This window comes from Mesorhizobium calcicola (genome assembly GCF_042682105.1).
GTDB classification, from domain to species: domain Bacteria; phylum Pseudomonadota; class Alphaproteobacteria; order Rhizobiales; family Rhizobiaceae; genus Mesorhizobium; species Mesorhizobium calcicola.
On sequence record NZ_JBHUGY010000040.1, the window covers coordinates 1 to 20,265 of the forward strand.

Consider the following 20,265-nt stretch of genomic DNA (forward strand, 5'->3'; position numbering starts at 1 on the left):
GGCCATAGCCCGCCATCAGGCTGTCACCGAAGCCGACGATCTTGAACGGCTCGGCTTGCGCCGACGAAATGGCGCCGCAAATGGCGAGGAAAACGATCAAGCCTGCGGCAATACTGCGTTTGAAAGACATGTGGCAGGCCCCATATGACCAAGGAATTCTTCCGACGACGGCCTCCGGCAAGCAGAGCCTTCATCCTCTCAATATAGGACGCTTTCATTTTGACAGAAGCCGTCATCGCGCTGAAAGACGTATCGCTGACGCTCGGCGAAGGGGCCTCTTCCGTCCATGTGCTGAAGGGGATCAGCCTCGATGTGGCGGCCGGCGAGGCGACCGGCATCGTCGGTCCTTCGGGCTCGGGCAAGTCGACGTTGCTGATGGTTCTGGCAGGGCTGGAAAGGGTCGATTCGGGTACGGTACGAATCGCCGGCGAGCTACTCAACGACAAAACCGAGGACCAGATTGCTTCGTTTCGCGGCCGAAACATTGGCATCGTGTTCCAGTCCTTCCACCTCATTCCCAACATGACGGCGCTCGAAAATGTCGCGGTGCCGCTGGAACTCGCCGGCCATGCCGATCCGTTTTCGGTGGCGGCGCGCGAACTGGCGGCCGTGGGCCTGAGCGACCGCGTCACTCACTATCCCGGCGAATTGTCGGGCGGGGAGCAACAGCGGGTGGCGATCGCCAGGGCGCTGGCGCCGTCGCCGCGCATTCTCATCGCCGACGAGCCGACCGGCAATCTCGACCAGGCGACGGGGCGGCAGGTCGCCGACCTCCTGTTCGCCAAGGCCGCCGAGCGCGGCATGACGCTGGTGCTGGTCACCCATGATCCAGCGCTTGCGGCACGCTGCTCGCGCCAGGTTTCGATGCGCTCCGGCCGGATCGAGGCGCCGGCGCCTGCCAAGGTGACGGCCTGATGCCGTTGTCGCGGACGCTGAAGCTTGCGGTCCGCTTCTCGCTGCGCGAAATGCGTGGCGGCCTGTCCGGCTTCCTGATCTTCCTCGCCTGCATCGCGCTTGGCGTGGCGGCCATCGGCGGCGTCAACTCTGTGGCGCGTGCGATCACCGCCGGCGTCGCCAATCAGGGCCAGACGCTGCTCGGCGGCGATCTCCGCTTCCAGATCAACCAGCGCGACGCCAGCCAGGCCGAAAGTGGCTTCCTTGACGGGCTGGGCGTCGTTTCGCGGACCGCCAGCATGCGCTCGATGGCACGTCTCGCCGACGGAACCGACCAGGCGCTGGTCGAGGCCAAGGCGGTCGACCATGCCTATCCGCTCTATGGCGCGCTGGCGACCGAGCCGGCACTGTCGAACCAGGAACTGTTCGGCGAAGAGTTCGGGGTTTTCGGCGCCGCGGCCCCCGATCTCCTGTTCGAGCGGCTGCATCTTCAGCTCGGCGACCGGCTGAAGCTCGGCACCGCCACCTTCGAACTGCGCGCCAGGCTGATCACCGAACCGGATGCGGTGTCCGACGGTTTCGGCTTCGCGCCGCGGCTGATGATCTCGACCGAAGGGCTGGCGGCCACCGGGCTGGTCCAGCCGGGCAGCCTGGTCGAAAACGCCTACAAGATCCGGTTGCCGGCCGACGCCGATGAGGCACGGCTGAAGGCCATCCAGGATCAGGCGGCCAAGGATTTCCCGCAGGCCGGCTGGTCGATCCGCACGCGCAGCAATGCCGCGCCGGCGCTGTCGTCCAACATCGAGCGCTTCTCGCAGTTCCTGACGCTGGTCGGGCTGACGGCGCTGGTGGTCGGCGGCGTCGGTGTCGCCAACGCGGTGCGCGCCTATCTCGATGGCAAGCGCGGCGTCATCGCCACCTTCAAGAGCCTGGGCGCTTCCGGCGGCTTCGTCTTTGCCGTCTATCTGGTGCAGATCCTGATCATCGCCGCATTGGGCATCGTGCTCGGCCTGGTGCTCGGGGCGCTGATGCCGTTCGCGGCCGGTGCGGCGCTTCATCAGGTCATTCCGGTGCCGGCGGAAGGCGGCTTCTATCCCGGCGCGCTCGGCATGGCGGCGCTGTTCGGCCTGCTGGTGACGCTGGCCTTCGCGCTGCTGCCGCTCGGCCGCGCCCGCGACGTGCCGGCGACCGCGTTGTTTCGCGAGATGGGGCTGGAAGGCCGCGGCTTTCCGCGCCCTGTCTATGTTGCGGCGGCCATCGGCATCGCATTGCTGCTGGCGGCGCTGGCCATCCTGTTTTCGGGCGACCGGCGCATCGCCTCGATCTTCGTCGGCGCCACCATCTTCGCCTTCCTGGTGCTGCGCCTGGTCGGCGCGCTGGTGCAATGGGCGGCCAGGAAGAGCCCGCGCGTGCGCTTCGTGGCGCTGCGGCTTGCCGTCGGCAACATCCACCGGCCCGGCGCGCTGACGCCGTCGGTGGTGCTGTCGCTTGGGCTCGGTCTGACGCTACTGGTGACGCTGGCGCTGATCGACGGCAACCTCAGGCAACAGATTTCCGGCAGCCTGCCGGAGCGGGCGCCGAATTTCTTCTTCGTCGACATCCAGAGCAGCGATGTCGATGCGTTCTCCACGCTGATCGGCAAGCAAGCGCCACAGGGGACGCTGGCCAAGGTGCCGATGCTGCGCGGCCGGGTGATGGCGCTGAACGGCGTCGATGTCGACAAGGTGCAGGTGCCGGCGGAAGGCGCCTGGGTGCTGAAGGGCGATCGCGGCCTGACCTATGACGCCAAACAGCCGGACAACGCGACGCTGACCGAGGGCAGCTGGTGGCCCGACAATTATGCCGGCGAGCCGCTGGTCTCGTTCTCTGCCGTGGAAGGCAAAGAGATCGGGCTGAAGCTCGGCGACACCGTCACCGTCAATGTGCTCGGCCGCAACGTGACGGCCAGGATCGCCAATTTCCGCCAGGTCGAATGGGAGACGATGGGCATCAACTTCGTCATGGTGTTCTCGCCCAACACATTCGCCGGGGCGCCGCATGGCTGGATGGCGACGCTGACCGAAAAGAGTGCCTCGGCGGCCGACGACGCGCGTATCCTCAATGCCGTCACCCGCGCCTTCCCGGCGGTGACGACGGTCCGGGTCAAGGACGCGCTCGACGTCGTCAACCGGCTGGTCGGGCAACTCGGCACGGCGATCAGGGCCGCGGCCGGCGTGGCGCTGATCGCTTCGGTGCTGGTGCTGGCCGGCGCGCTTGCCGCCGGCAACCGGGCGCGCGTCCATGACGCGGTGGTGCTGAAGACGCTGGGTGCGACACGCACGACGCTGATTGCCGCCTTCTCGCTCGAATACATGCTGATCGGGTTGGCCACCGCGATCTTCGCCCTGGCGGCCGGTGGCGCTGCCGCCTGGTTCGTCGTCGCGCGCATCATGACATTGCCATCGCATTTCATGCCCGAGGTGGCGGTGGCGACCATCCTGTTTTCGCTCGTCATCACGGTCGGCATCGGTCTCGCCGGCACCTGGCGGGTGCTCGGCCACAAGGCCGCGCCGGTGTTGCGCAACCTTTGAGTCGCGCCCGCCGAGACCGGATTTGGTTAAATCGACGTAATGTTGCGCCGCCAAAGGCCGCAAAAACCGGATTCCAGCTGCCTCACGAAGCATTACACCCGGTTACGGTCTTGTTCTTGACGCGAATAACCATCATATTTCGCCGCAGGCATGCTGGAGCCCCGCCAGCGGCGCCTGGGTCCCGGTGGACCTGACACCGGACGGGGCAGAAGCAATAGAGGACTCCCATGGCTGAACCCATTCGCAACTATCAGACGCGCGCCGTGCCCGGCGCCGCCGTTGATGCAGGCATCGATCAGGGCCTGCGCGCCTACATGATCAAGGTCTACAATCTGATGGGGCTTGGCCTCCTCATCACCGGTCTTGCCGCGATCGGCACGATCATGCTGGCCACCACCTCCGATCCGGCCTCGGCTGTCGCGACGCTGCCAAGCGGCGAGATGCTGACCTCCTTCGGCTACGCGATCTTCGGCTCGCCGCTGCGCTGGGTGGTGATGCTGGCGCCGCTGGCCGCCGTGCTGTTCCTGTCGTTCCGCGTCCAGTCGATGAGCGTTGCGGCGGCGCAGACGACGTTCTGGGTCTATGCCGGCCTCGTCGGCCTGTCGCTGTCGTCGATCTTCCTGGTCTACACCACGGCCAGCATTTCGCAGACCTTCTTCGCCACCGCCGCCGCCTTCGGCGCGCTGTCGCTCTACGGCTACACCACCAAGCGCGACCTGACGGCGATGGGCTCGTTCCTGATCATGGGCGTGTTCGGTCTGATCATCGCGATGGTGATCAACATCTTCCTGCAGTCGTCGGCGCTTTCCTTCGCCGTTTCGGCGATCGGCGTGCTGATTTTTGCGGGCCTCACCGCCTATGACACGCAGAAGATCAAGGAGATGTATTTCGCGGGTGACGCGTCGGATGTCGCCGGCCGCAAGGCCATCATGGGCGCGCTGACGCTTTACCTCGACTTCATCAACCTGTTCATGTTCCTGCTGCAGTTCATGGGCGACCGCCGCTAAGCGGATCCCGCTTTCGGGAACTGGACCAGCGAGTTTGGAAAGGGCGGCCCAACGGCCGCCCTTTCCTTTTGTGCCAGGCTTTGCTGTTATCGCAGGCAAAACAACGGCATGCATAAATAATGAGCAATACCATCATCCGGCCCGCAACAGCGGCCGACCTCGACCGGATTACGGAAATCTATGCCGACGCGGTCACCCAGGGCACGGCGAGCTATGAGCTGGAGCCGCCCGGCCGCGCCGAGATGGGCGCCCGATTTGACAGTTTGATGGCTGGCGGATTTCCCTATCTGGTGGCGGAAAAGGACGGCGCCGTGCTCGGTTATGCCTATGCCGGCGCCTTTCGGCCGCGCCCGGCCTACCGCTTCATCGTCGAGGATTCCGTCTATGTCGCGCCTGAGGCCAAGGGCCAGGGCGTCGGGCTCGAGCTGATGCAAAGCCTGATCGAGGCCGTCGAGGCGGCGGGCTTCCGCCAGGTCATCGCCGTGATCGGCGACGGGCGGGCGGACAGCGCCTCGGTGCGGCTGCACGAGAAGCTCGGCTTTCGCCATTCGGGACGCCTTGAGGGCTCCGGCTACAAGCACGGGCGCTGGCTGGACACGGTGTTCATGCAGCTGTCGCTGAATGGCGGGGCGCTCGCTCCGCCGGATCCCGATTCGCTGCCGGAGCGAAAATTCCGCCAGCAAAAATAGAGCAATTCCAGGAAAAGTGTGAAACGGTTTTCCGTCCGGAATTGCGTCAAAACAAAGAGTTAGAGCAGTTCGCCGTTTCCGTGAAACGGTGAACTGCTCTAGGACGTAGTGACGATTTAACTATCTGAGCCAAATGGCGATCGCTGCGAGTTTGACGAAACCCATGAAGTTTGCGAGCAGCTTGTCGTAACGGGTTGCGACGCGCCTGAACTGCTTGAGCTTGTTGAAGAAGCGCTCGATGCGGTTGCGCTCCTTGTAGAGATCGCGGTCGTATGGCCGCTGGGCCTTGCGGTTGCGCTTGGGCGGGATGACGACCTCTGCGCCCTGTTCAGTGATCCTGTCAACGAGGTGATCGGCGTCGTATCCCTTGTCGGCGATGGCGGCATCGGCGTCGATACCGTCGATCAGGTCGTGGGCCAAGGCGATGTCGTTGCGCTGGCCGGGGGTGCCGATCAGGCGGATGGGAAGGCCGAGCGCCTCGGTGGCGGCGTGGATCTTGGTACTCAGGCCGCCGCGAGACCGACCCAGGCCCTGGGCATCCGCCCCCCTTTGACCTTGCGTGCCCCGGCGGCATGCTGGTGCGCTCGCACGATCGTGCTGTCGATCATCAGCCATTCGAGGTCGGCTTCGCGGGCGAGCATTTCCAGCATATCGTCCAGCACACCCATCCCGATCCAACGATAATAGCGCCGCTTCACCGAGCGGTAATCGCCAAGCCGCTCCGGCAGGTCGCGCCAACGGCCACCCGAACGCGCCATCCACAACAGCGCGTCGAGGAACTTCCGATTATCTGTACGCGGGCCGCGCTTGCCTTTCGTGCCGCCGGGCACAAAACCCTTGATCCGGTCCCACTGGTCGTCCCCAAGCGCATCGCAATCCATCGCCGATCTCCAAAAATCAGCGTTGAATCTGATTTGCCAATCCTTGGGAATCCCAAACCCTTAAATCGTCACTACGTCCTAGAGGGTTAAGCCTCGACGAGCTTCAGCTTGCCGTCGAAGATCCCAAGCACGCGGCCGAGCTCCTGGCCGCGCTTCAGGATGCGGCCGCCAGCGGCGATGACGGCAAAGGCGCCCTGCTTGCGGGCCAGTTTCGGGTCTTTGACGATCTGGAACAGCGGCACTTCGCTGGCGCGGCGGAACACGGAAAACACGGCCCTGTCGGTGAGATGATCGATGGCGTAGTCGCGCCATTCGTTGGCGGCGACCATGCGTCCGTAAAGCCTGAGGATCTGGTCCAATTCACGCCGGTCGAAGCGCACCGGCTGATCGAGGTGCTCGCGTCGCGCCTCGTGCAGCGGGATCAATATTGCGGATGCGTCCCCATCCCCCGTCCCGCTGGCATCATCGGTCATGCCTCGATCCTTCAAAATGAATCTTTGCCGACCAAAGTTGGCGTGTTCGCGCCGGAATTGCAAGACCCGGCGAAGCGAGGGCGGCGCTACGCTGTTCCTGCAACGTCCAGTCACTTTTATGAAACGCCCTGTTGGAATTGGTGATGCTTCGCCACATTCTCGCCATTTTTTATCCGCGCTAATGCCCCAATGTCCGACGAATTTACCCGCGTTGCCTGAGACGGTTCGGTCCGGCACCGGCTCGTAAACCCCAAGCCCCCCGCCCACGGGTCTGCGTCGGATCGAACCAACCTCGGTTTTTCCTAGGGGAAACCGGGTGCGACGATCCCAAAACCTAAATGACCGACGTCAGAAGCAAGCTGACGTCGGTTTTTTATTGGCTGGAGCGCGGGGCGATGCCGCGAGGCAGAGCACGATCCTGTTCTGCAGCGCGACGACGAAGCTGCCAATTCCCTCCTTGCGGGGGAGATGGCCGGCAGGCCAGAGGGGGGTGCTGTCCCGCCGGCATCTCAGAACCGCAGCTGCGAGCGGGTCGTCTCGCCATCGCGGCGCGCCCAATCAAGCTCTGAAAGCTTCTAAGGCTTGTGAATGAAGGCGGCGCCCAGGATGGGTCCGGGCAGGCCATCCTTGCCGACTGATTGCAGCAGCACGGCGCAGCCGCCCTTCTTGGAGATCTCGCTCATCGGCAATTCGTAGCGCTGCGCCTTGCCGTGCCACATGCCGGCGGTCTGGATGCCCGAGACCGCGTTCCAATAGGTCATCTTGCGGCCGGTGTTCTCACCCTCGGCGATCTTGACCGTCTGCGGCGGGTCGAAATAGACGATGACGACATGGGCATCGCTGGGGCCGGATCCGGCATCGCCGGCGTCGATCATCACACGGTCGCTGGTCCGGCTGACCTTGACGGCAACCCGCAGGCCTTCGCCGCTCTTGGCCATGCGGGCAAGCGCGCCATCGACGTCGACACGGCTGGCGCCGTTGACATGGACGCGGCCGTTGATGACCGCCTGCGGCGTATAGACGGAGCGGCTGCCGAAGGCGCGCATATAGTCATTTTGCCGCTCGGTGTTCTCCTTGCGGCTCAGCGTGTCCTGCCAGCCGAGATAATCCCAGTAGTCGACATGGTAGGCGAGCGCGACGATGTCTTCCTTGGCGGCAAGTTCGGCGAACAACGCATCGGCCGGCGGACAGGAGTTGCAGCCCTGGCTGGTGAACAGCTCGACCACGCCCAAGGGTTTGTCGGCCTGGGGCCTGTCGGCTTGCGGCTTGCCGGGCTCGGCGGGTTGGCCGGCGCCGGCAAACGCCGAGAAGGCCAGCGCAAGGGCTGCCAGCCACAATGATTTTCGCGAGGCCATGGCCATTCCGATTCCCGCCGGTGCCGCCGGCTTTATTGTGATTGCCGAAATATGTGGCAGAACCGGAAGTCAACGGGAAGTCACGTTGCGGTGAAATTATTGCCATTGCAACCGACCGCAGCGGCGCCATAGGAAAAGGGCCTGCACTTCAGGGTAGAAAACCGATTCGGGCGGCAATCACGATGTGGCAAACCCTTTTGACGCCGGTCGATCTCTATTGCGAGCGGACCGGGCCGGAACTCTGGTCCGAGCCGGTCAATGCCCTGACCAACCTCGCCTTCATCGCCGCCGGCTTGTGGGGCGTGCGCGAGGTGCGAAGGCTGCGCACCGGCACCTTTGCCGAGGTGCTGGCCTGGTGGGTGGTGGCAATCGGCATCGGTTCGACGATCTTCCATACCTTCGCCACCAAAGGCACGATCTGGGTCGACGTGCTGCCGATCGCCGGCTTCACGCTCGCCTATACGCTGTTCAACCTGCGCCGCTTCCTCGGCATGCGATGGGGCAAGGCCATCGCCATCTTCGTTGTGTTCTATGTGGTTGCCGGGCTGCTGACGCTGGCCGTGCCGGACTGGCTGCGCCAGGCCTCGAACGGCACGACGGCCTACCTGCCGCCGTTTCTGGCGCTCGCCTTCTTCGGCATCCTGGTGGCGGCGAGCGGCAATCGCGCCGGCTGGTACAATCTGACGGGATCGGCGATCTTCGTCGTGTCCGTCATCTGCCGGATGATCGATCCGCTGGTCTGCGGCAGCTTCCCGCTCGGCACGCACTTCCTCTGGCACATCTTCAACGCGCTGATGCTCGGCGTGCTTCTGGCCGCCGTGGCGCGCTTTGGAAAAGGCAGGGCAGTGGGCAGTAGGCAGTAGGCAGTAGGCAGTAGGCAGTAGGCAGTAGGCAGTAGGTGTCCTTGTTCCCTACTGCCTAAGCCCTACTGCCTAAGCCCTAATCCCTGCCCTTAAGCTGCCAGATCGCGCAGCACGTATTGCAGGATGCCGCCGTTCTTGAAGTAGTCGAGCTCGTCCAGCGTATCGATGCGGCAGATGATCGGCACGTTCTTCACCGAGCCGTCGCCATAGGTGACCTTGGCGGTCATCGTCTGGCGCGGCTTGATGCTGCTCAGCCCGTCGATCTCGACCAGCTCGTCACCTCTCAGATTGAGCGTGGCCCACGAAGTGCCGTCCTCGAAGACGAAGGGGATGACGCCCATGCCGACCAGGTTCGAGCGATGGATGCGCTCGAAGGACTGGGCGATGACCGCGCGGACACCAAGGAGATTCGTTCCTTTGGCCGCCCAGTCGCGCGACGAGCCATTGCCGTATTCGACACCGGCGAAGATCACCAGCGGCACGCCTTCCTTCTTGTATTCCATCGCCGCGTCGTAGATCGATTCCTCTTCCTTCGACGGGTAGTGGATGGTGTAGCCGCCTTCCCTGCCATTCTCGCCCAGCATGTGGTTGCGGATGCGGATGTTGGCGAAGGTGCCGCGCATCATCACCTCGTGGTTGCCGCGACGCGTGCCGTACTGGTTGAAGTCGGCGACGCCGACGCCATGGTCGGTGAGATATTTGCCGGCCGGTGAGGCCGCTTTGATCGAGCCGGCCGGCGAGATGTGGTCGGTGGTGATCTTGTCGCCGAACAGGCCGAGCACGCGGGCGCCCTTGATGTCGCCGATCTTGCCGAAACCAGCGGTCATGCCGGCGAAATAGGGCGGGTTCTGCACATAGGTCGAGTTGTCGTCCCAGGCATAGGTCTGGCCTTCCGGGGCCTTGACGTTCTGCCAGTATTCGTCGCCCTTGAAGACGTCGGCATATTTGCGGGCGAACAGTTCGCGGGTGACGTTCTTCTCGATGAACTCCTGGATCTCGGCCGAGCTCGGCCAGATATCCCTGAGGTAGACCGGGTTGCCGTTCCTGTCCTCGCCGAGCGGTTCGGTGGTGAGGTCCCTGGTGACGGTTCCAGCCAGCGCATGCGCGACGACCAGCGGCGGCGAGGCCAGATAGTTGGCCTGCACGTCGGGCGAGACGCGGCCTTCGAAGTTGCGGTTGCCGGACAGGACCGCGGCGGCGATCAGGCCTTTTTCGTTGATGGTTTTCGAGATCGGCGCCGGCAGCGGGCCGGAATTGCCGATGCAGGTGGTGCAGCCGAAGCCGACCAGGTTGAAGCCGATCTGGTCGAGCTCCTTCTGCAGGCCGGATTTCTCCAGATATTCGGCCACCACCTGGCTGCCCGGGGCGAGCGAGGTCTTCACCCACGGCTTCTGCTTCAAACCGAGGCGGTTGGCGTTGCGGGCGAGCAGGCCGGCGCCGATCAGCACGCTCGGGTTCGAGGTGTTGGTGCAGGAGGTGATGGCGGCGATGACGACGTCGCCATGGCCAAGATCGTGGCTGGTGCCTTCGACGGTGTAGCGCTTGCCGATCTCGGCGGCCTTCTTGTATTCGGTCTCCATCGCCTTGGCGAAGCCTTCGGGAATGCTTTCCAGCGCGACGCGACCCTCCGGCCGTTTGGGGCCGGCCATCGACGGCACGACGCTGTCGAGCTCGAGTTCAAGCAGATCGGTGAACACCGGATCGGCCGAGCCGGTGTCGCGCCACAGGCCTTGCGCCTTGGCATAGGCCTCGACCAGCGCGATGCGGTCCTCGCTGCGGCCCGACATTGTGAGGTAGCGGATGGTCTCGGTGTCGACCGGGAAGAAGCCGCAGGTGGCGCCATATTCGGGCGCCATGTTGCCGATGGTGGCGCGGTCGGCCAGCGTCATGTTGGAGAGGCCGGGGCCGAAGAACTCGACGAACTTGCCGACGACGCCCTTCTTGCGCAGCATCTGGGTGACGGTGAGCACGAGGTCGGTGGCGGTGACGCCTTCTTTCAGCTTGCCGGTGAGGCGGAAGCCGATCACCTCGGGCAACAGCATGGAGACGGGCTGGCCGAGCATGGCCGCCTCGGCCTCGATGCCGCCGACGCCCCAGCCGAGCACGCCAAGGCCGTTGATCATCGTGGTGTGCGAATCGGTGCCGACGCAGGTGTCGGGATAGGCGGTGGTTTCGCCGTCCTCGGTGTTGGTCCACACCACCTGGCCGAGATATTCGAGATTGACCTGATGGCAGATGCCGGTGCCGGGCGGCACGACGCGGAAGTTGCGGAACGCCTGCTGGCCCCATTTCAGGAACTTGTAGCGCTCCTCGTTGCGCTCATATTCGAGCTCGACATTGCGGGCGAAGGCCATCGGCGTGCCGAACTCATCGACAATGACGGAATGGTCGATGACGAGGTCGACGGGAACCAGCGGGTTGATCTTCTGCGGGTCGCCACCGAGCGAGGCCATGGCATCGCGCATGGCGGCAAGGTCGACCACGGCCGGAACGCCGGTGAAATCCTGCATCAGGACGCGGGCCGGGCGATAGGCGATCTCGACGCCGGCGGTGCCCTTGTCGGTCAGCCAGCCGGCGACCGCCTGGATCGATTCCTTGGTGACGGAGCGGCCGTCCTCGTTGCGCAGCAGGTTCTCCAGCAGCACCTTCATCGAATAGGGCAGCTGGGCGATGCCGGTGAGGCCGTTCTTCTCGGCCTCGATGAGATCGAAATAGACATACTCCGTGCCGCTTGCGGTCAGCGTGCGGCGGCAATTGAAACTGTCGAGGGATTTTGACACGTGCGATCCTTGTCTGTTCAGCCTGAAAGGGAACGGACGCCGATGGCATGCAATCACGCGCAAAGGTGCGGGTACGGCCATTTCCGCTGTCCGTTCCCAAGCAACCCGAGCCGTTCAAGGCGGCGCGTGCGCTGGTTCGGCGCTAATTCTGTTCCCGCGCCGACCGCTGGCACGGATGCACCGCATATAGAGAATTTTCTGGAATAGTTCTAGACAGTTGCAAAGCAAATTTGTGCGATGCGGCAGCTGCCGCGGCACATGGGTTTCAGGGCAGGCGATGGATGCGGCTGATCGCCGAAAATCTGGGCGGCGAACGCGGCGGCGACACGGTGTTTTCCGGCATCGGCTTTGCCCTCGAAGGCGGCCAGGCGCTCGTCGTCACCGGGCCGAACGGCGCCGGTAAATCGACGCTGCTGCGGATCATCGCCGGGCTGCTGCCGGTGGCGGAAGGCAGCGTGCGGATCGAAGGCGTCATGAAGATTGAGGACGTTGTGAAGATTGGAGACGGGGGCGAGGCATTTCCGTCGATCGCCTCGGCCTGTCATTACCTTGGCCACCAGAACGCGATGAAGCCGGCGCTCAGCGTGGCGGAAAATTTGCGCTTCTGGCGCGACTTCAACGGCGATGGGCATGCCGGCGTCGAAGAGGCGCTGGAAACCGTCGGGCTCGGCGGCATCGGCCACTTGCCCTTCGGCTATCTCTCGACCGGGCAACGTCGCCGCGCGGCGATCGCCAAGCTGCTGGTCAGCCACCGGCCATTGTGGCTGCTGGACGAGCCGACGGCGGGACTGGACAAGGCGTCGGAGGCGCGGTTTGCGGGGCTGATGACGAGGCATTGCGAGGAGGGCGGGATCATCGTCGCGGCGACGCATTTGCCGCTGGGGCTCGAGGGAGCGAAGGAATTGAGGATGGGGGAAGCCGGTTGATGGCGGTGCGAGGCGCCCCCCTCTGTCCTGCCGGACATCTCCCCCACGAGGGGGGAGATCGGATGGCGCCCAGGCTTTCGCCAATCACCTCCGTCGCAAAGACAAGCGAGGCGCCGAAGCTGCCAATCTCCCCCCAAGTGGGGGAGATGGCCGGCAGGCCAGAGGGGGGCGTGACAGAACGCCAACCTCAACAAAGGACCACATCGTAATGTGGTCCCTTTTCGCTCGCGACATCCGCCTCAACATCCGCGCCGGCGGCGGGGCGTTGACCGGCGTCATCTTCTTCCTCGCCGTCATCGCCACCATCCCGTTCGGGGTTGGGCCGGATCTGAAGCTGCTTGCCCGCATCGGCCCGGCGATCCTGTGGATCGGTGCGCTGCTGTCTTGCCTGCTCGGGCTCGACCGGCTGTTCCAGGCCGACCGCGAGGACGGCTCGCTCGATCTGCTGGTGCTCGGCAACGACCGGTACATGCTGGCCTTGACGGTGCTGACGAAATGCCTGGCGCATTGGGCGGGCAGCGTGCTGCCGCTGGTGGTCGCCGCCCCCTTGCTTGGCCTGTTCATGAACATGGAGCCGGTTGCCATCGGCGCCACGGCGCTGACGCTGCTGGTCGGCACCCCGGCGATCACCTTCATCGGTGCGGCGGGCGCGGCGGTGGCGGTGGCACTGCCGCGTGGCGGGCTGCTGATCTCGGTGCTGGTGCTGCCGCTGACCATTCCGGTGCTGATCTTCGGCGTTTCGGCGAGCTACGGCGCGACGGCCAATCCCGATCCGTTTTTGCAGCCCTTCCTCATTCTTGCCGCGCTGACCCTGTTTCTTGCGGTGCTGGGTCCGGTCTCGGCGGCGCTGGCGCTGCGGCACGGAACGGATTGAGTGATATCGATCGTGGTTTGCGTGACATCAAAGGCGGCGGCGCGGCGACCGTATACGTTCGCAGGCTGCGGAGCGGCAGCCGATTGCGAAGCCGCCGGCGCGCCATTAAGGGAAAGCATGATCGTGCGAGGCGGAAGGATCGGGTTGGAAAGAAGGACGTCGTCGATGGAGCGGCAGGCATGAGCGTACACGCCCTTTACGTCACGGCTGCCTATGGCATCACTGCCGTGGTTCTGGCAGGGCTGGTCGCCTGGATCCTGCTCGACCAGCGGGCGCGAAAACGCGAGCTTGCCGAACTGGAAGCCTCCGGGGTGCGGCGGCGTTCCGACAAGGCGGTCAAATCATGAGCATGGAAACGGAAACGCCGGCACCACCCCGTCGCCGCCTGTTCGTGCTTTTGCCGCTGCTGGTCTTCCTCGGCCTGGCCGGACTGTTCCTGGCGCAGCTGTTGTCGGGACGCGACGTTTCGGAAGTGCCGTCGGCCCTGATCGGCCTGCCGGCGCCGCAGACCAACCTGCCGGCGCTGGAGGGCATGAACCTGCCCGGGCTCGATTCGAAATCCTTCGCCGGCAAGGTCACGCTGGTCAACGTGTTTGCGTCGTGGTGCGCGCCGTGCCGCGAGGAGCACCCGGTGCTGCTGGCGCTGGCGCAGGACAAGCGTTTTGTGATGGCGGCGCTGAACTACAAGGACCAGCCGGAAAACGCCCGCCGGTTCCTCGGCGACCTCGGCAATCCGTTCCAGGCGATCGGGGTCGACGAAGCCGGCCGCACGGCGATCGACTGGGGTGTCTACGGCGTGCCGGAAACCTTCGTCATCGGCAAGGACGGCAAGATCGCCTACAAGCATGTCGGTCCGCTGACGGCCGAGACGGCGCGGACGCTGCTGTTGCCGCAGATCGACAAGGCACTGGCGGCACGTTGATATTCAGGTGATGCCGGCTTGCGAATAGCGGCTTCCTGCGCTTCCGGTGCTCACGTACCCAAAAGTACGCTCCGCTCCGGTTCTCGGAATCCACTATTCTCGACTCGGCCTGACCTGAATCTCAACGTGCCTGGGCGGCGCCAAATCACGTGAGTTAAGATCAGCCGTAGATCTGCTTGTGGACCTGGTAGAGCATTTCCGAGCGGTCGGCGCGCATGTCGGCCAGATCGCGGCTGGAAAAGCTATCGATTTCGGCGACAAGGCGGTTGTAGTGCTTGCGCTTGGCAATGCTGGTGCGAGCGCGGGTCATGAGGCTGTCGAGGATCATAGCAAGGTTCCTTTTGGCGCCGCATTTCCGCGGCGGTTATTCCTCCCTTGATCGATACGGAACATGACATAGGAATTGTGCATTGCAAAAAGAAGATGTTGCAATGCACCGTTGCGCCAGACGCATAGCGGGTTAAGCCGGCTTAACCGGGGTTAAGTGCGCTTAACCTGAGTTACCCGTGCTTAACCTGAGTTAACCTCGCTTAACCGGGGTCAACGGCGATCAACCTGGCGGTGCCCTCATCACCTCTGCAGGAGGTTGCGGGCGATTTCATCATCGATCTTGCCTTATTGGTCGCCGGCTGGCTTGATCTGGCGCCGCGTTGAAATGACCTGAGAGGGAAGCCATGGCCGCCGAAGATTACGAAGTTCTCGATCCGCGCTTCGCGCGCCTGATCGGCACGAATGCGCATGTCAACAAGCTCTTCACCGGTTGCCAATGGGCGGAAGGGCCGGCCTGGTTTGCCGCCGGCCGCTATGTCGTCTGGTCGGACATCCCCAACAACCGCATGCTGCGCTTCGACGAGACCGACGGCCGTGTCAGCGTCTTTCGCCAGCCATCCAGCAATTCCAACGGCAACACCGTCGACAGGCAAGGCCGGCTGGTCACCTGCGAGCATTCGGGCCGCCGCGTCAGCCGCACCGAGCATGACGGCTCGATCACCACCATTGCAGCCAAATGGCGCGGCAAGCGGCTGAACTCGCCCAACGATGTGGTGGTCAAGTCGGATGGCTCGATCTGGTTCACCGATCCTTCCTATGGCATCGACAATGATTATGAGGGCGACAAGGCGGAGAGCGAGATCGGCGCCTGCTATGTCTACCGGGTCGATCCCGGCACGGGCGAGGTGGAAGCCGTCATCACCGACATGGTCAGGCCCAACGGCCTTGCCTTCTCGCTCGACGAAAGCAAGCTGTATGTCGTCGACACCGGCCGCACGCATGGCGCGCAAGATCCTGCCCATATGCGGGTGTTCAATGTCGGCAAGGGCGGCAAGAAGGTCTCGGGCGAAAAAGTCTTCGCCGACTGCACGGCCGGCCTGTTCGACGGCTTCAGGCTCGACGAGGGCGGCCGCATCTGGACCAGTGCTGCCGACGGCATCCACTGCTACGATCCGGACGGGACGCTGATCGGCAAGGTCAAGGTGCCGGAAGTCACCGCCAATTGCGTGTTCGGCGGCAACAAGCTGAATTGTCTCTACATCGCCGGCACCACCTCGCTCTACATGGTGCGGCTGATGGTCAACGGCGCCAAGACTTATTGAGCCGCCGTCAACAAAATCGAAGGGGAGGAAGCCATGCCATTCGTCAACATCCGCATCGTCAAGGAAGTCATCGCCGCCGATCCGGCGGGCAAGAAGGCGGACATAGCCAAAAGGGTCACGGCTGCCATCATGGACGCCACCGGCCTCAGCAATGACGATGTCTGGGTGGTCTTCGAGGAGGTCAACGCCCGCGACTGGTATGTCGGCAAGACCGATGTCGAGACGCTGAGATGGAAGCGGTAGTCGCACCTTTCGGAGCAACCCTTCGAGATTGGCCGAGCCTTCCGTTCCTTGGTCATCGGGTTTCGGGTGCCGCACAGAAGTTTGCGAGAGGCTGGCGGGACAGCACCCCCCTCTGCCCTGCCGGGCATCTCCCCCGCAAGGGGGGAGATTGGCAGCCTCGGCGCTCGGCTCATTCTTGCGACGGCGGAGATTGGCGAAAGCCGGAATGACACCCGATCTCCCCCCTTGCGGGGGAGATGTCCGGCAGGACAGAGGGGGTGGGAAGGATCGCAACAGAAGGGCTTTCACACTACGCCGTCGCATTCTTTGGTTGATGTCACGGCGCATCACAGCGGCCTCCGCGTCACTACGCCCTGAAAGCGTGGTGCCGTCGCTCAACGCGAGCGGATGAAGTCGGCGAAAGCTGAAATGGTGTCGCGCAGGGCCAGCCGCTTTTCCGGTTCAGCCAGGATGTTCTCCACCTCCGGCGGTTTCTTGCCGAGCAAGGCAATCTCAAGCCCGCCGTCATAAAGCGCGAACGACATGGTGCGTATGATCTCGCTCAGCGCGGCGCGGGCGAACAGCGAGCGCGACGAGGCGTGCACCAGCATGGCGGGCTTCTCGACGGCGGCGTCGCGCGACACCAGCCAGTCGAGGGCGTTCTTCAGCCCGCCCGGCACGCCATGGGCATATTCCGGACACGAGATGATGACGCCGTCGGCGCTGGTGACCGCGTCGATCAGTTCGGAGGCCTCGAGCGGCGTTCGATCGCCCTCGTCGTCGGGATTGAAGATCGGCAGGCTGCCAAGCCGGTCGTAGACGGTGACGCGACAGCCGGGCGGCGCGTCGCGCGCCAGGGCCGCGACCAGTGCGGAATTGGTTGAGGCCGCGCGCAGGCTGCCCGAGATGGCAAGGATATTCAGCAAGGGTTGGAACCAGCCGGGACGAATCGTCGTCCCGAAAGCCTACCACATGGTCTGCTTGTAGGCGTCGTCCAGCCAGCGGTCGGTCGCCTCGGCCGAATCGGCCACCGCCAGCTGGTCGTGCAGAATCTGGCCGAGCGTCGGCAGCGTCGCGCGGTCGTACCAGGTTTCCGGCTTCCACAGATCCGAGCGCATGAAGGCTTTGGCGCAATGCATGTAGGCCGACTTGACGGTGACGACGACGACGCTTTGCGGTTCCTTGCCGTCGACGGCGAGGCGTTCGCGCAGGGTGGCGTCGACGGTGATGCGGGCGTCGCCATTGACGCGCAGCGTCTCGTTCATGCCGGGGATGAGGAAGAGCAGCCCGACCGACGGATTGAGCAGGATGTTCTCCAGCGTATCGAGTCGGTTGTTGCCGGGCCGGTCGGGAATGGCGATAGTCCTGTCGTCGAGAATGGCGGCGAAGCCGGGCTTGTCACCCTTCGGCGTCACGTCGGCATTGCCGGCGCCGTCGGACGAACCGATCAGCACGAAGGGGCTCTTGCCGATGAAGGAGCGGCAATGGCCGTCGAGCGCCTTCAATTCCTTGCGGATCGAGCCGTCGGTCGGTTGCGGTGTCTTGTAGATCGTCCTCAGCTCATCGCGCGTGGTGACGAATTCCATGGCCCCCTCCTATTTGCCGGCCTTCTCTTCTTTCCCGGCTTTTTCGTCGAGCGAATGGCGCAGGATCAGCGGCATCTGGCTGAAGGTGAACAGAAGCGTGATCGGCATGATGCCCCAGACCTTGAAGGTAACCCAGGCGTTGGTGGAAAAATTCCGCCACACCGCTTCATTGGCAAGGGCCAGGAACAGGAAGAACAGGCCCCAGCGAAAGGTCAGCTTGCGCCAGCCCTCGGCGTCGAGGCTGAAGGCCGAATCGAAGACATAGCCAAGCAGCGACCTGCCGAAATAGAGGCCGCCGAGCAGCACGCCGCCAAACAGCGTGTTGACGATGGTTGGCTTCATCTTGATGAAGATGTCGTCCTGCAGATAGAGCGTCAGCGCGCCGAAGATGAGAACGACGACGCCCGACACCATCGGCATGATCGGCAAGGTGCGCATCAGCAGCCACGAGGCGATCAGCGCGATTGCCGTGGCGGCCATGAACAGGCCGGTGGCGACGAAGATCGGGCCGCCCAATTCGGCTAGAACGGGGAATTTCCCCACCAGCCATTCGCCGCGCGCATTGGCGAAGAAGAACACCATCAGCGGCCCCAGCTCCAGCACCAGCTTGAGCAGCGGATTGACGCCTTCCTTCTTCTCTTTTTGCGGGTCGGACGGATCGCGTTCGAGAATGGGTGGGTTCATGGCATTTCTTTCTTGCGCATAGTCTGATCCAAAAAGTCTGCAACTTTCTGGGATATGCTTGTTAAGCCACTCCAGCGATCGCCCTGGCGAATTCGCTGGCTGAAAAAGGTTCGAGGTCGTCGACCTGTTCGCCGACGCCGATGAAATAGACCGGCAATTTGTGCTTTGCCGCGATCGCCACCAGAATACCGCCACGCGCCGTGCCGTCCAGCTTGGTCATCACCAGGCCGTTGACGCCGGCGACATTGCGGAAGATCTCGACCTGGTTGAGCGCGTTCTGGCCGGTGGTGGCGTCTACCGTCTGCAAAACGGTGTGCGGCGCCTCCGGGTCGAGCTTGCCGAGCACGCGGACGATCTTTTCGAGCTCGGCCATCAGCTCGGTCTTGTTCTGCAGGCGGCCGGCGGTGTCGATGATCAGCACGTCGGAGCCGGCTTCCCTGGCCTTCTCGAAGGCGTCATAGGCCAGCCCCGCGGCATCGGCGCCGAGCTTGGAGGCGATGACCGGCGATTTCGTCCGCTCGCCCCAGATTTTCAATTGCTCGATTGCCGCGGCGCGGAACGTGTCGCCGGCGGCGAGCATCACCGACAGGCCGCCATCGGTCAGCTTGGCCGCCAGCTTGCCGATGGTGGTGGTCTTGCCGGTACCGTTGACGCCGACCACCAGGATGACATGCGGCTTGTGCGAGAGATCGAGTTCGAGCGGCATGGCGACGTGGGTCAGCACCTTCTCCACCTCGGCCGCCATGATGGCGCGCACTTCGATGTCGGAGACATCCTTGCCGTAGCGGCTGGACGCCAGCGCATCGGTGACGCGCAGCGCCGTCTCCATGCCGAGGTCGGCGCGGATCAGCACGTCTTCCAGGTCCTGCAGGGTCTCCTCGTCCAGCTTGCGCTTGGTGAAGACGCCGGCGATGTTGCCGGTGAGTTCGCGCGACGAGCGGGCGAGCCCGTCCCGCATGCGCTGGAACCAGGAACGCCTCGGCGCCGGTTCCGGCGCCTTCTGCGGCTCGGCCTTCTGCTCGACCTTCTTGGTGACGGTCACCTTGCCGGGAGCGGGAACGGGTTTTGGCTGTGGCGCTGGTTGCGTCGTCTCCCCCTTGATGGGGGAGGTCCCGAGCGCAGCTCGGGGGTGGGGGTGACTGGCGCCGGCGCTGCCACCCCACCCCGCCGCTTCCGCCCCCTGACCCTCCCCATCGAGGGGAGGGTGGGGCGCCGGCGCGGCCTCGATCTCCGGCGCGATCTCGGCGCGCACCGAGTGCTGCTCAATCGGAGCCGGCTGGCGAATGGGCGGCGAAACTTCGGCCGGCGGGATTTCAGGTGCCGGCGTTTCGGCTGGAGCTTCGACTGGCGGCGCCGGCACCTCGACAGGTGCTGGCTCTGGCTGTGTCTCCGGTTGCGGCGGCACGACCTCCGGCTGCCTTGGCTCCGGAATTTCCTGCGGCTCCGGTGCAGGAATCGGCTCGGGCACGACAGGCGCGGGTGGGATTTCCTCGGGCGTCGGCTCCTCGACAGGCGCTGGCGGCTCAACCGGCTTCGGCTCCTCGACCGGAGCAGGCTCAGGCTGGATTTCCGGAACGGCAGGAACGGTCGGCTCCGGTATGGTCGGAATCGAAGGCGTTGGCTCTGGCGCTGGTTCCTCGGGCGCTGGCTTTACCTCCTCCTCGATGGAGGAGGTCCCGAGCGCAGCTCGGGGGTGGGGGTGACTGGCGCCGGCGCTGTCACCCCTCCCCGCCACTTCGTGGCGACCCTCCCCATCAAGGGGAGGGTGGGGCGCTGGTTCTGGCTCGTCGCGCTTCAAGAACTCCGGAACGGCCTGCTCCGCCGCCGGCTTCAGCGCATCGAGCGCTTCCCATTTGATCGGCGGCAGCGGGGCGGTCTCGTCGACCCGCTCCTCGACCACCTCTTTCTTGCCGAACGAAAATATCTTCTTGAAAAAACCAGCCATGC

At 64.3% G+C, this 20,265-nt stretch carries 20 protein-coding genes and 1 pseudogene; 11 read left to right on the forward strand and 10 right to left on the reverse strand.

Annotated elements, in window-relative coordinates; genetic code table 11:
• Positions 1-181 (reverse strand): annotated as a pseudogene (locus ACFSQT_RS26325) (arylesterase); the annotation flags it as partial.
• 38 nt (positions 182-219) lie between these two features.
• On the opposite strand from ACFSQT_RS26325, the gene ACFSQT_RS26330 reads away from it, so the two are divergent.
• The 4 genes from ACFSQT_RS26330 (at position 220) to ACFSQT_RS26345 (ending at position 5,160) form a co-directional block, all read left to right on the forward strand.
• Complete coding sequence (locus ACFSQT_RS26330; RefSeq protein WP_379023639.1) at positions 220-915, forward strand: ABC transporter ATP-binding protein; 696 nt, start codon at positions 220-222, stop codon at positions 913-915.
• A complete protein-coding gene (locus tag ACFSQT_RS26335) occupies positions 915-3,464 on the forward strand; it encodes an ABC transporter permease (protein ID WP_379023641.1) in 2,550 nt (849 codons plus the stop codon). The genes ACFSQT_RS26330 and ACFSQT_RS26335 overlap by 1 nt, the downstream gene beginning before the upstream one ends.
• 227 nt (positions 3,465-3,691) lie before the next feature.
• Positions 3,692-4,471, forward strand: coding sequence for a Bax inhibitor-1/YccA family protein (locus ACFSQT_RS26340; protein ID WP_379023643.1), 780 nt, complete (start codon positions 3,692-3,694; stop codon positions 4,469-4,471).
• Between the two features lie 119 nt (positions 4,472-4,590).
• The gene (locus ACFSQT_RS26345) at positions 4,591-5,160 is read left to right on the forward strand and encodes a GNAT family N-acetyltransferase (protein ID WP_379023645.1); all 570 of its coding nucleotides are present in this window, start codon (positions 4,591-4,593) and stop codon (positions 5,158-5,160) included.
• Positions 5,161-5,280: 120 nt separating this feature from the next.
• Here ACFSQT_RS26345 and ACFSQT_RS26350 read toward each other — a convergent pair.
• From ACFSQT_RS26350 to ACFSQT_RS26360, 3 genes are all read right to left on the reverse strand, one after another.
• A protein-coding gene (locus ACFSQT_RS26350) for an IS5 family transposase (protein WP_378925984.1) occupies positions 5,281-6,041 on the reverse strand; the annotation gives its coding sequence in 2 pieces (ribosomal slippage) (positions 5,281-5,702 and positions 5,702-6,041; 762 coding nt in all).
• An 86-nt stretch (positions 6,042-6,127) separates the two neighbouring features.
• A complete protein-coding gene (locus ACFSQT_RS26355) occupies positions 6,128-6,514 on the reverse strand; it encodes a DUF2794 domain-containing protein (RefSeq protein WP_379023647.1) in 387 nt (128 codons plus the stop codon).
• 575 nt (positions 6,515-7,089) lie between these two features.
• Positions 7,090-7,875 (reverse strand): DUF1223 domain-containing protein, encoded by a 786-nt coding sequence (locus ACFSQT_RS26360; RefSeq protein ID WP_379023649.1) that lies wholly within the window; start codon positions 7,873-7,875, stop codon positions 7,090-7,092.
• A 176-nt stretch (positions 7,876-8,051) separates the two neighbouring features.
• On the opposite strand from ACFSQT_RS26360, the gene ACFSQT_RS26365 reads away from it, so the two are divergent.
• Entirely contained in the window at positions 8,052-8,732 is a 681-nt protein-coding gene (locus tag ACFSQT_RS26365; RefSeq protein ID WP_379023651.1) for a ceramidase domain-containing protein, read from the forward strand.
• A gap of 89 nt (positions 8,733-8,821) precedes the next feature.
• Here ACFSQT_RS26365 and acnA read toward each other — a convergent pair whose 3' ends face one another.
• Positions 8,822-11,512: an aconitate hydratase AcnA gene (gene acnA / locus ACFSQT_RS26370; protein WP_379023653.1), complete on the reverse strand. Its 2,691-nt coding sequence runs from the start codon at positions 11,510-11,512 to the stop codon at positions 8,822-8,824.
• A 281-nt stretch (positions 11,513-11,793) separates the two neighbouring features.
• Here acnA and ccmA point away from each other — a divergent pair, with 281 nt between their 5' ends.
• The 4 genes from ccmA (at position 11,794) to ACFSQT_RS26390 (ending at position 14,234) form a co-directional block, all read left to right on the forward strand.
• Positions 11,794-12,438, forward strand: coding sequence for a heme ABC exporter ATP-binding protein CcmA (gene ccmA / locus ACFSQT_RS26375; protein WP_379023655.1), 645 nt, complete (start codon positions 11,794-11,796; stop codon positions 12,436-12,438).
• Positions 12,439-12,646: 208 nt separating this feature from the next.
• Positions 12,647-13,312 (forward strand): heme exporter protein CcmB, encoded by a 666-nt coding sequence (gene ccmB / locus ACFSQT_RS26380; RefSeq protein ID WP_379023657.1) that lies wholly within the window; start codon positions 12,647-12,649, stop codon positions 13,310-13,312.
• A 179-nt stretch (positions 13,313-13,491) separates the two neighbouring features.
• Entirely contained in the window at positions 13,492-13,659 is a 168-nt protein-coding gene (gene ccmD, locus ACFSQT_RS26385) for a heme exporter protein CcmD (RefSeq protein ID WP_379023659.1), read from the forward strand.
• Entirely contained in the window at positions 13,656-14,234 is a 579-nt protein-coding gene (locus ACFSQT_RS26390) for a DsbE family thiol:disulfide interchange protein (RefSeq protein WP_379023661.1), read from the forward strand. The genes ccmD and ACFSQT_RS26390 overlap by 4 nt, the downstream gene beginning before the upstream one ends.
• A 160-nt stretch (positions 14,235-14,394) precedes the next feature.
• Here ACFSQT_RS26390 and ACFSQT_RS26395 read toward each other — a convergent pair whose 3' ends face one another.
• Positions 14,395-14,562, reverse strand: a complete 168-nt coding sequence (locus tag ACFSQT_RS26395) for a hypothetical protein (protein WP_379023663.1) — start codon at positions 14,560-14,562, stop codon at positions 14,395-14,397.
• Positions 14,563-14,908: 346 nt separating this feature from the next.
• On the opposite strand from ACFSQT_RS26395, the gene ACFSQT_RS26400 reads away from it, so the two are divergent.
• Entirely contained in the window at positions 14,909-15,826 is a 918-nt protein-coding gene (locus ACFSQT_RS26400; protein WP_379023665.1) for an SMP-30/gluconolactonase/LRE family protein, read from the forward strand.
• A 33-nt stretch (positions 15,827-15,859) separates the two neighbouring features.
• On the forward strand, positions 15,860-16,069 hold the full coding sequence (locus tag ACFSQT_RS26405; protein WP_379023667.1) for a tautomerase family protein: 210 nt from the start codon (positions 15,860-15,862) through the stop codon (positions 16,067-16,069).
• A 374-nt stretch (positions 16,070-16,443) separates the two neighbouring features.
• On the opposite strand, the gene ACFSQT_RS26410 is transcribed toward ACFSQT_RS26405, so the two are convergent.
• From ACFSQT_RS26410 to ftsY, 4 genes are all read right to left on the reverse strand, one after another.
• On the reverse strand, positions 16,444-16,974 hold the full coding sequence (locus ACFSQT_RS26410) for an NADPH-dependent FMN reductase (protein WP_379023669.1): 531 nt from the start codon (positions 16,972-16,974) through the stop codon (positions 16,444-16,446).
• A 39-nt stretch (positions 16,975-17,013) separates the two neighbouring features.
• Complete coding sequence (locus ACFSQT_RS26415; protein ID WP_379023671.1) at positions 17,014-17,634, reverse strand: pyridoxamine 5'-phosphate oxidase family protein; 621 nt, start codon at positions 17,632-17,634, stop codon at positions 17,014-17,016.
• A gap of 9 nt (positions 17,635-17,643) precedes the next feature.
• Entirely contained in the window at positions 17,644-18,318 is a 675-nt protein-coding gene (locus ACFSQT_RS26420) for a septation protein A (protein WP_379023673.1), read from the reverse strand.
• 61 nt (positions 18,319-18,379) lie between these two features.
• Positions 18,380-20,263: a signal recognition particle-docking protein FtsY gene (ftsY, locus tag ACFSQT_RS26425; RefSeq protein ID WP_379023675.1), complete on the reverse strand. Its 1,884-nt coding sequence runs from the start codon at positions 20,261-20,263 to the stop codon at positions 18,380-18,382.
• Between the last annotated feature and the right edge of the window lie 2 nt (positions 20,264-20,265).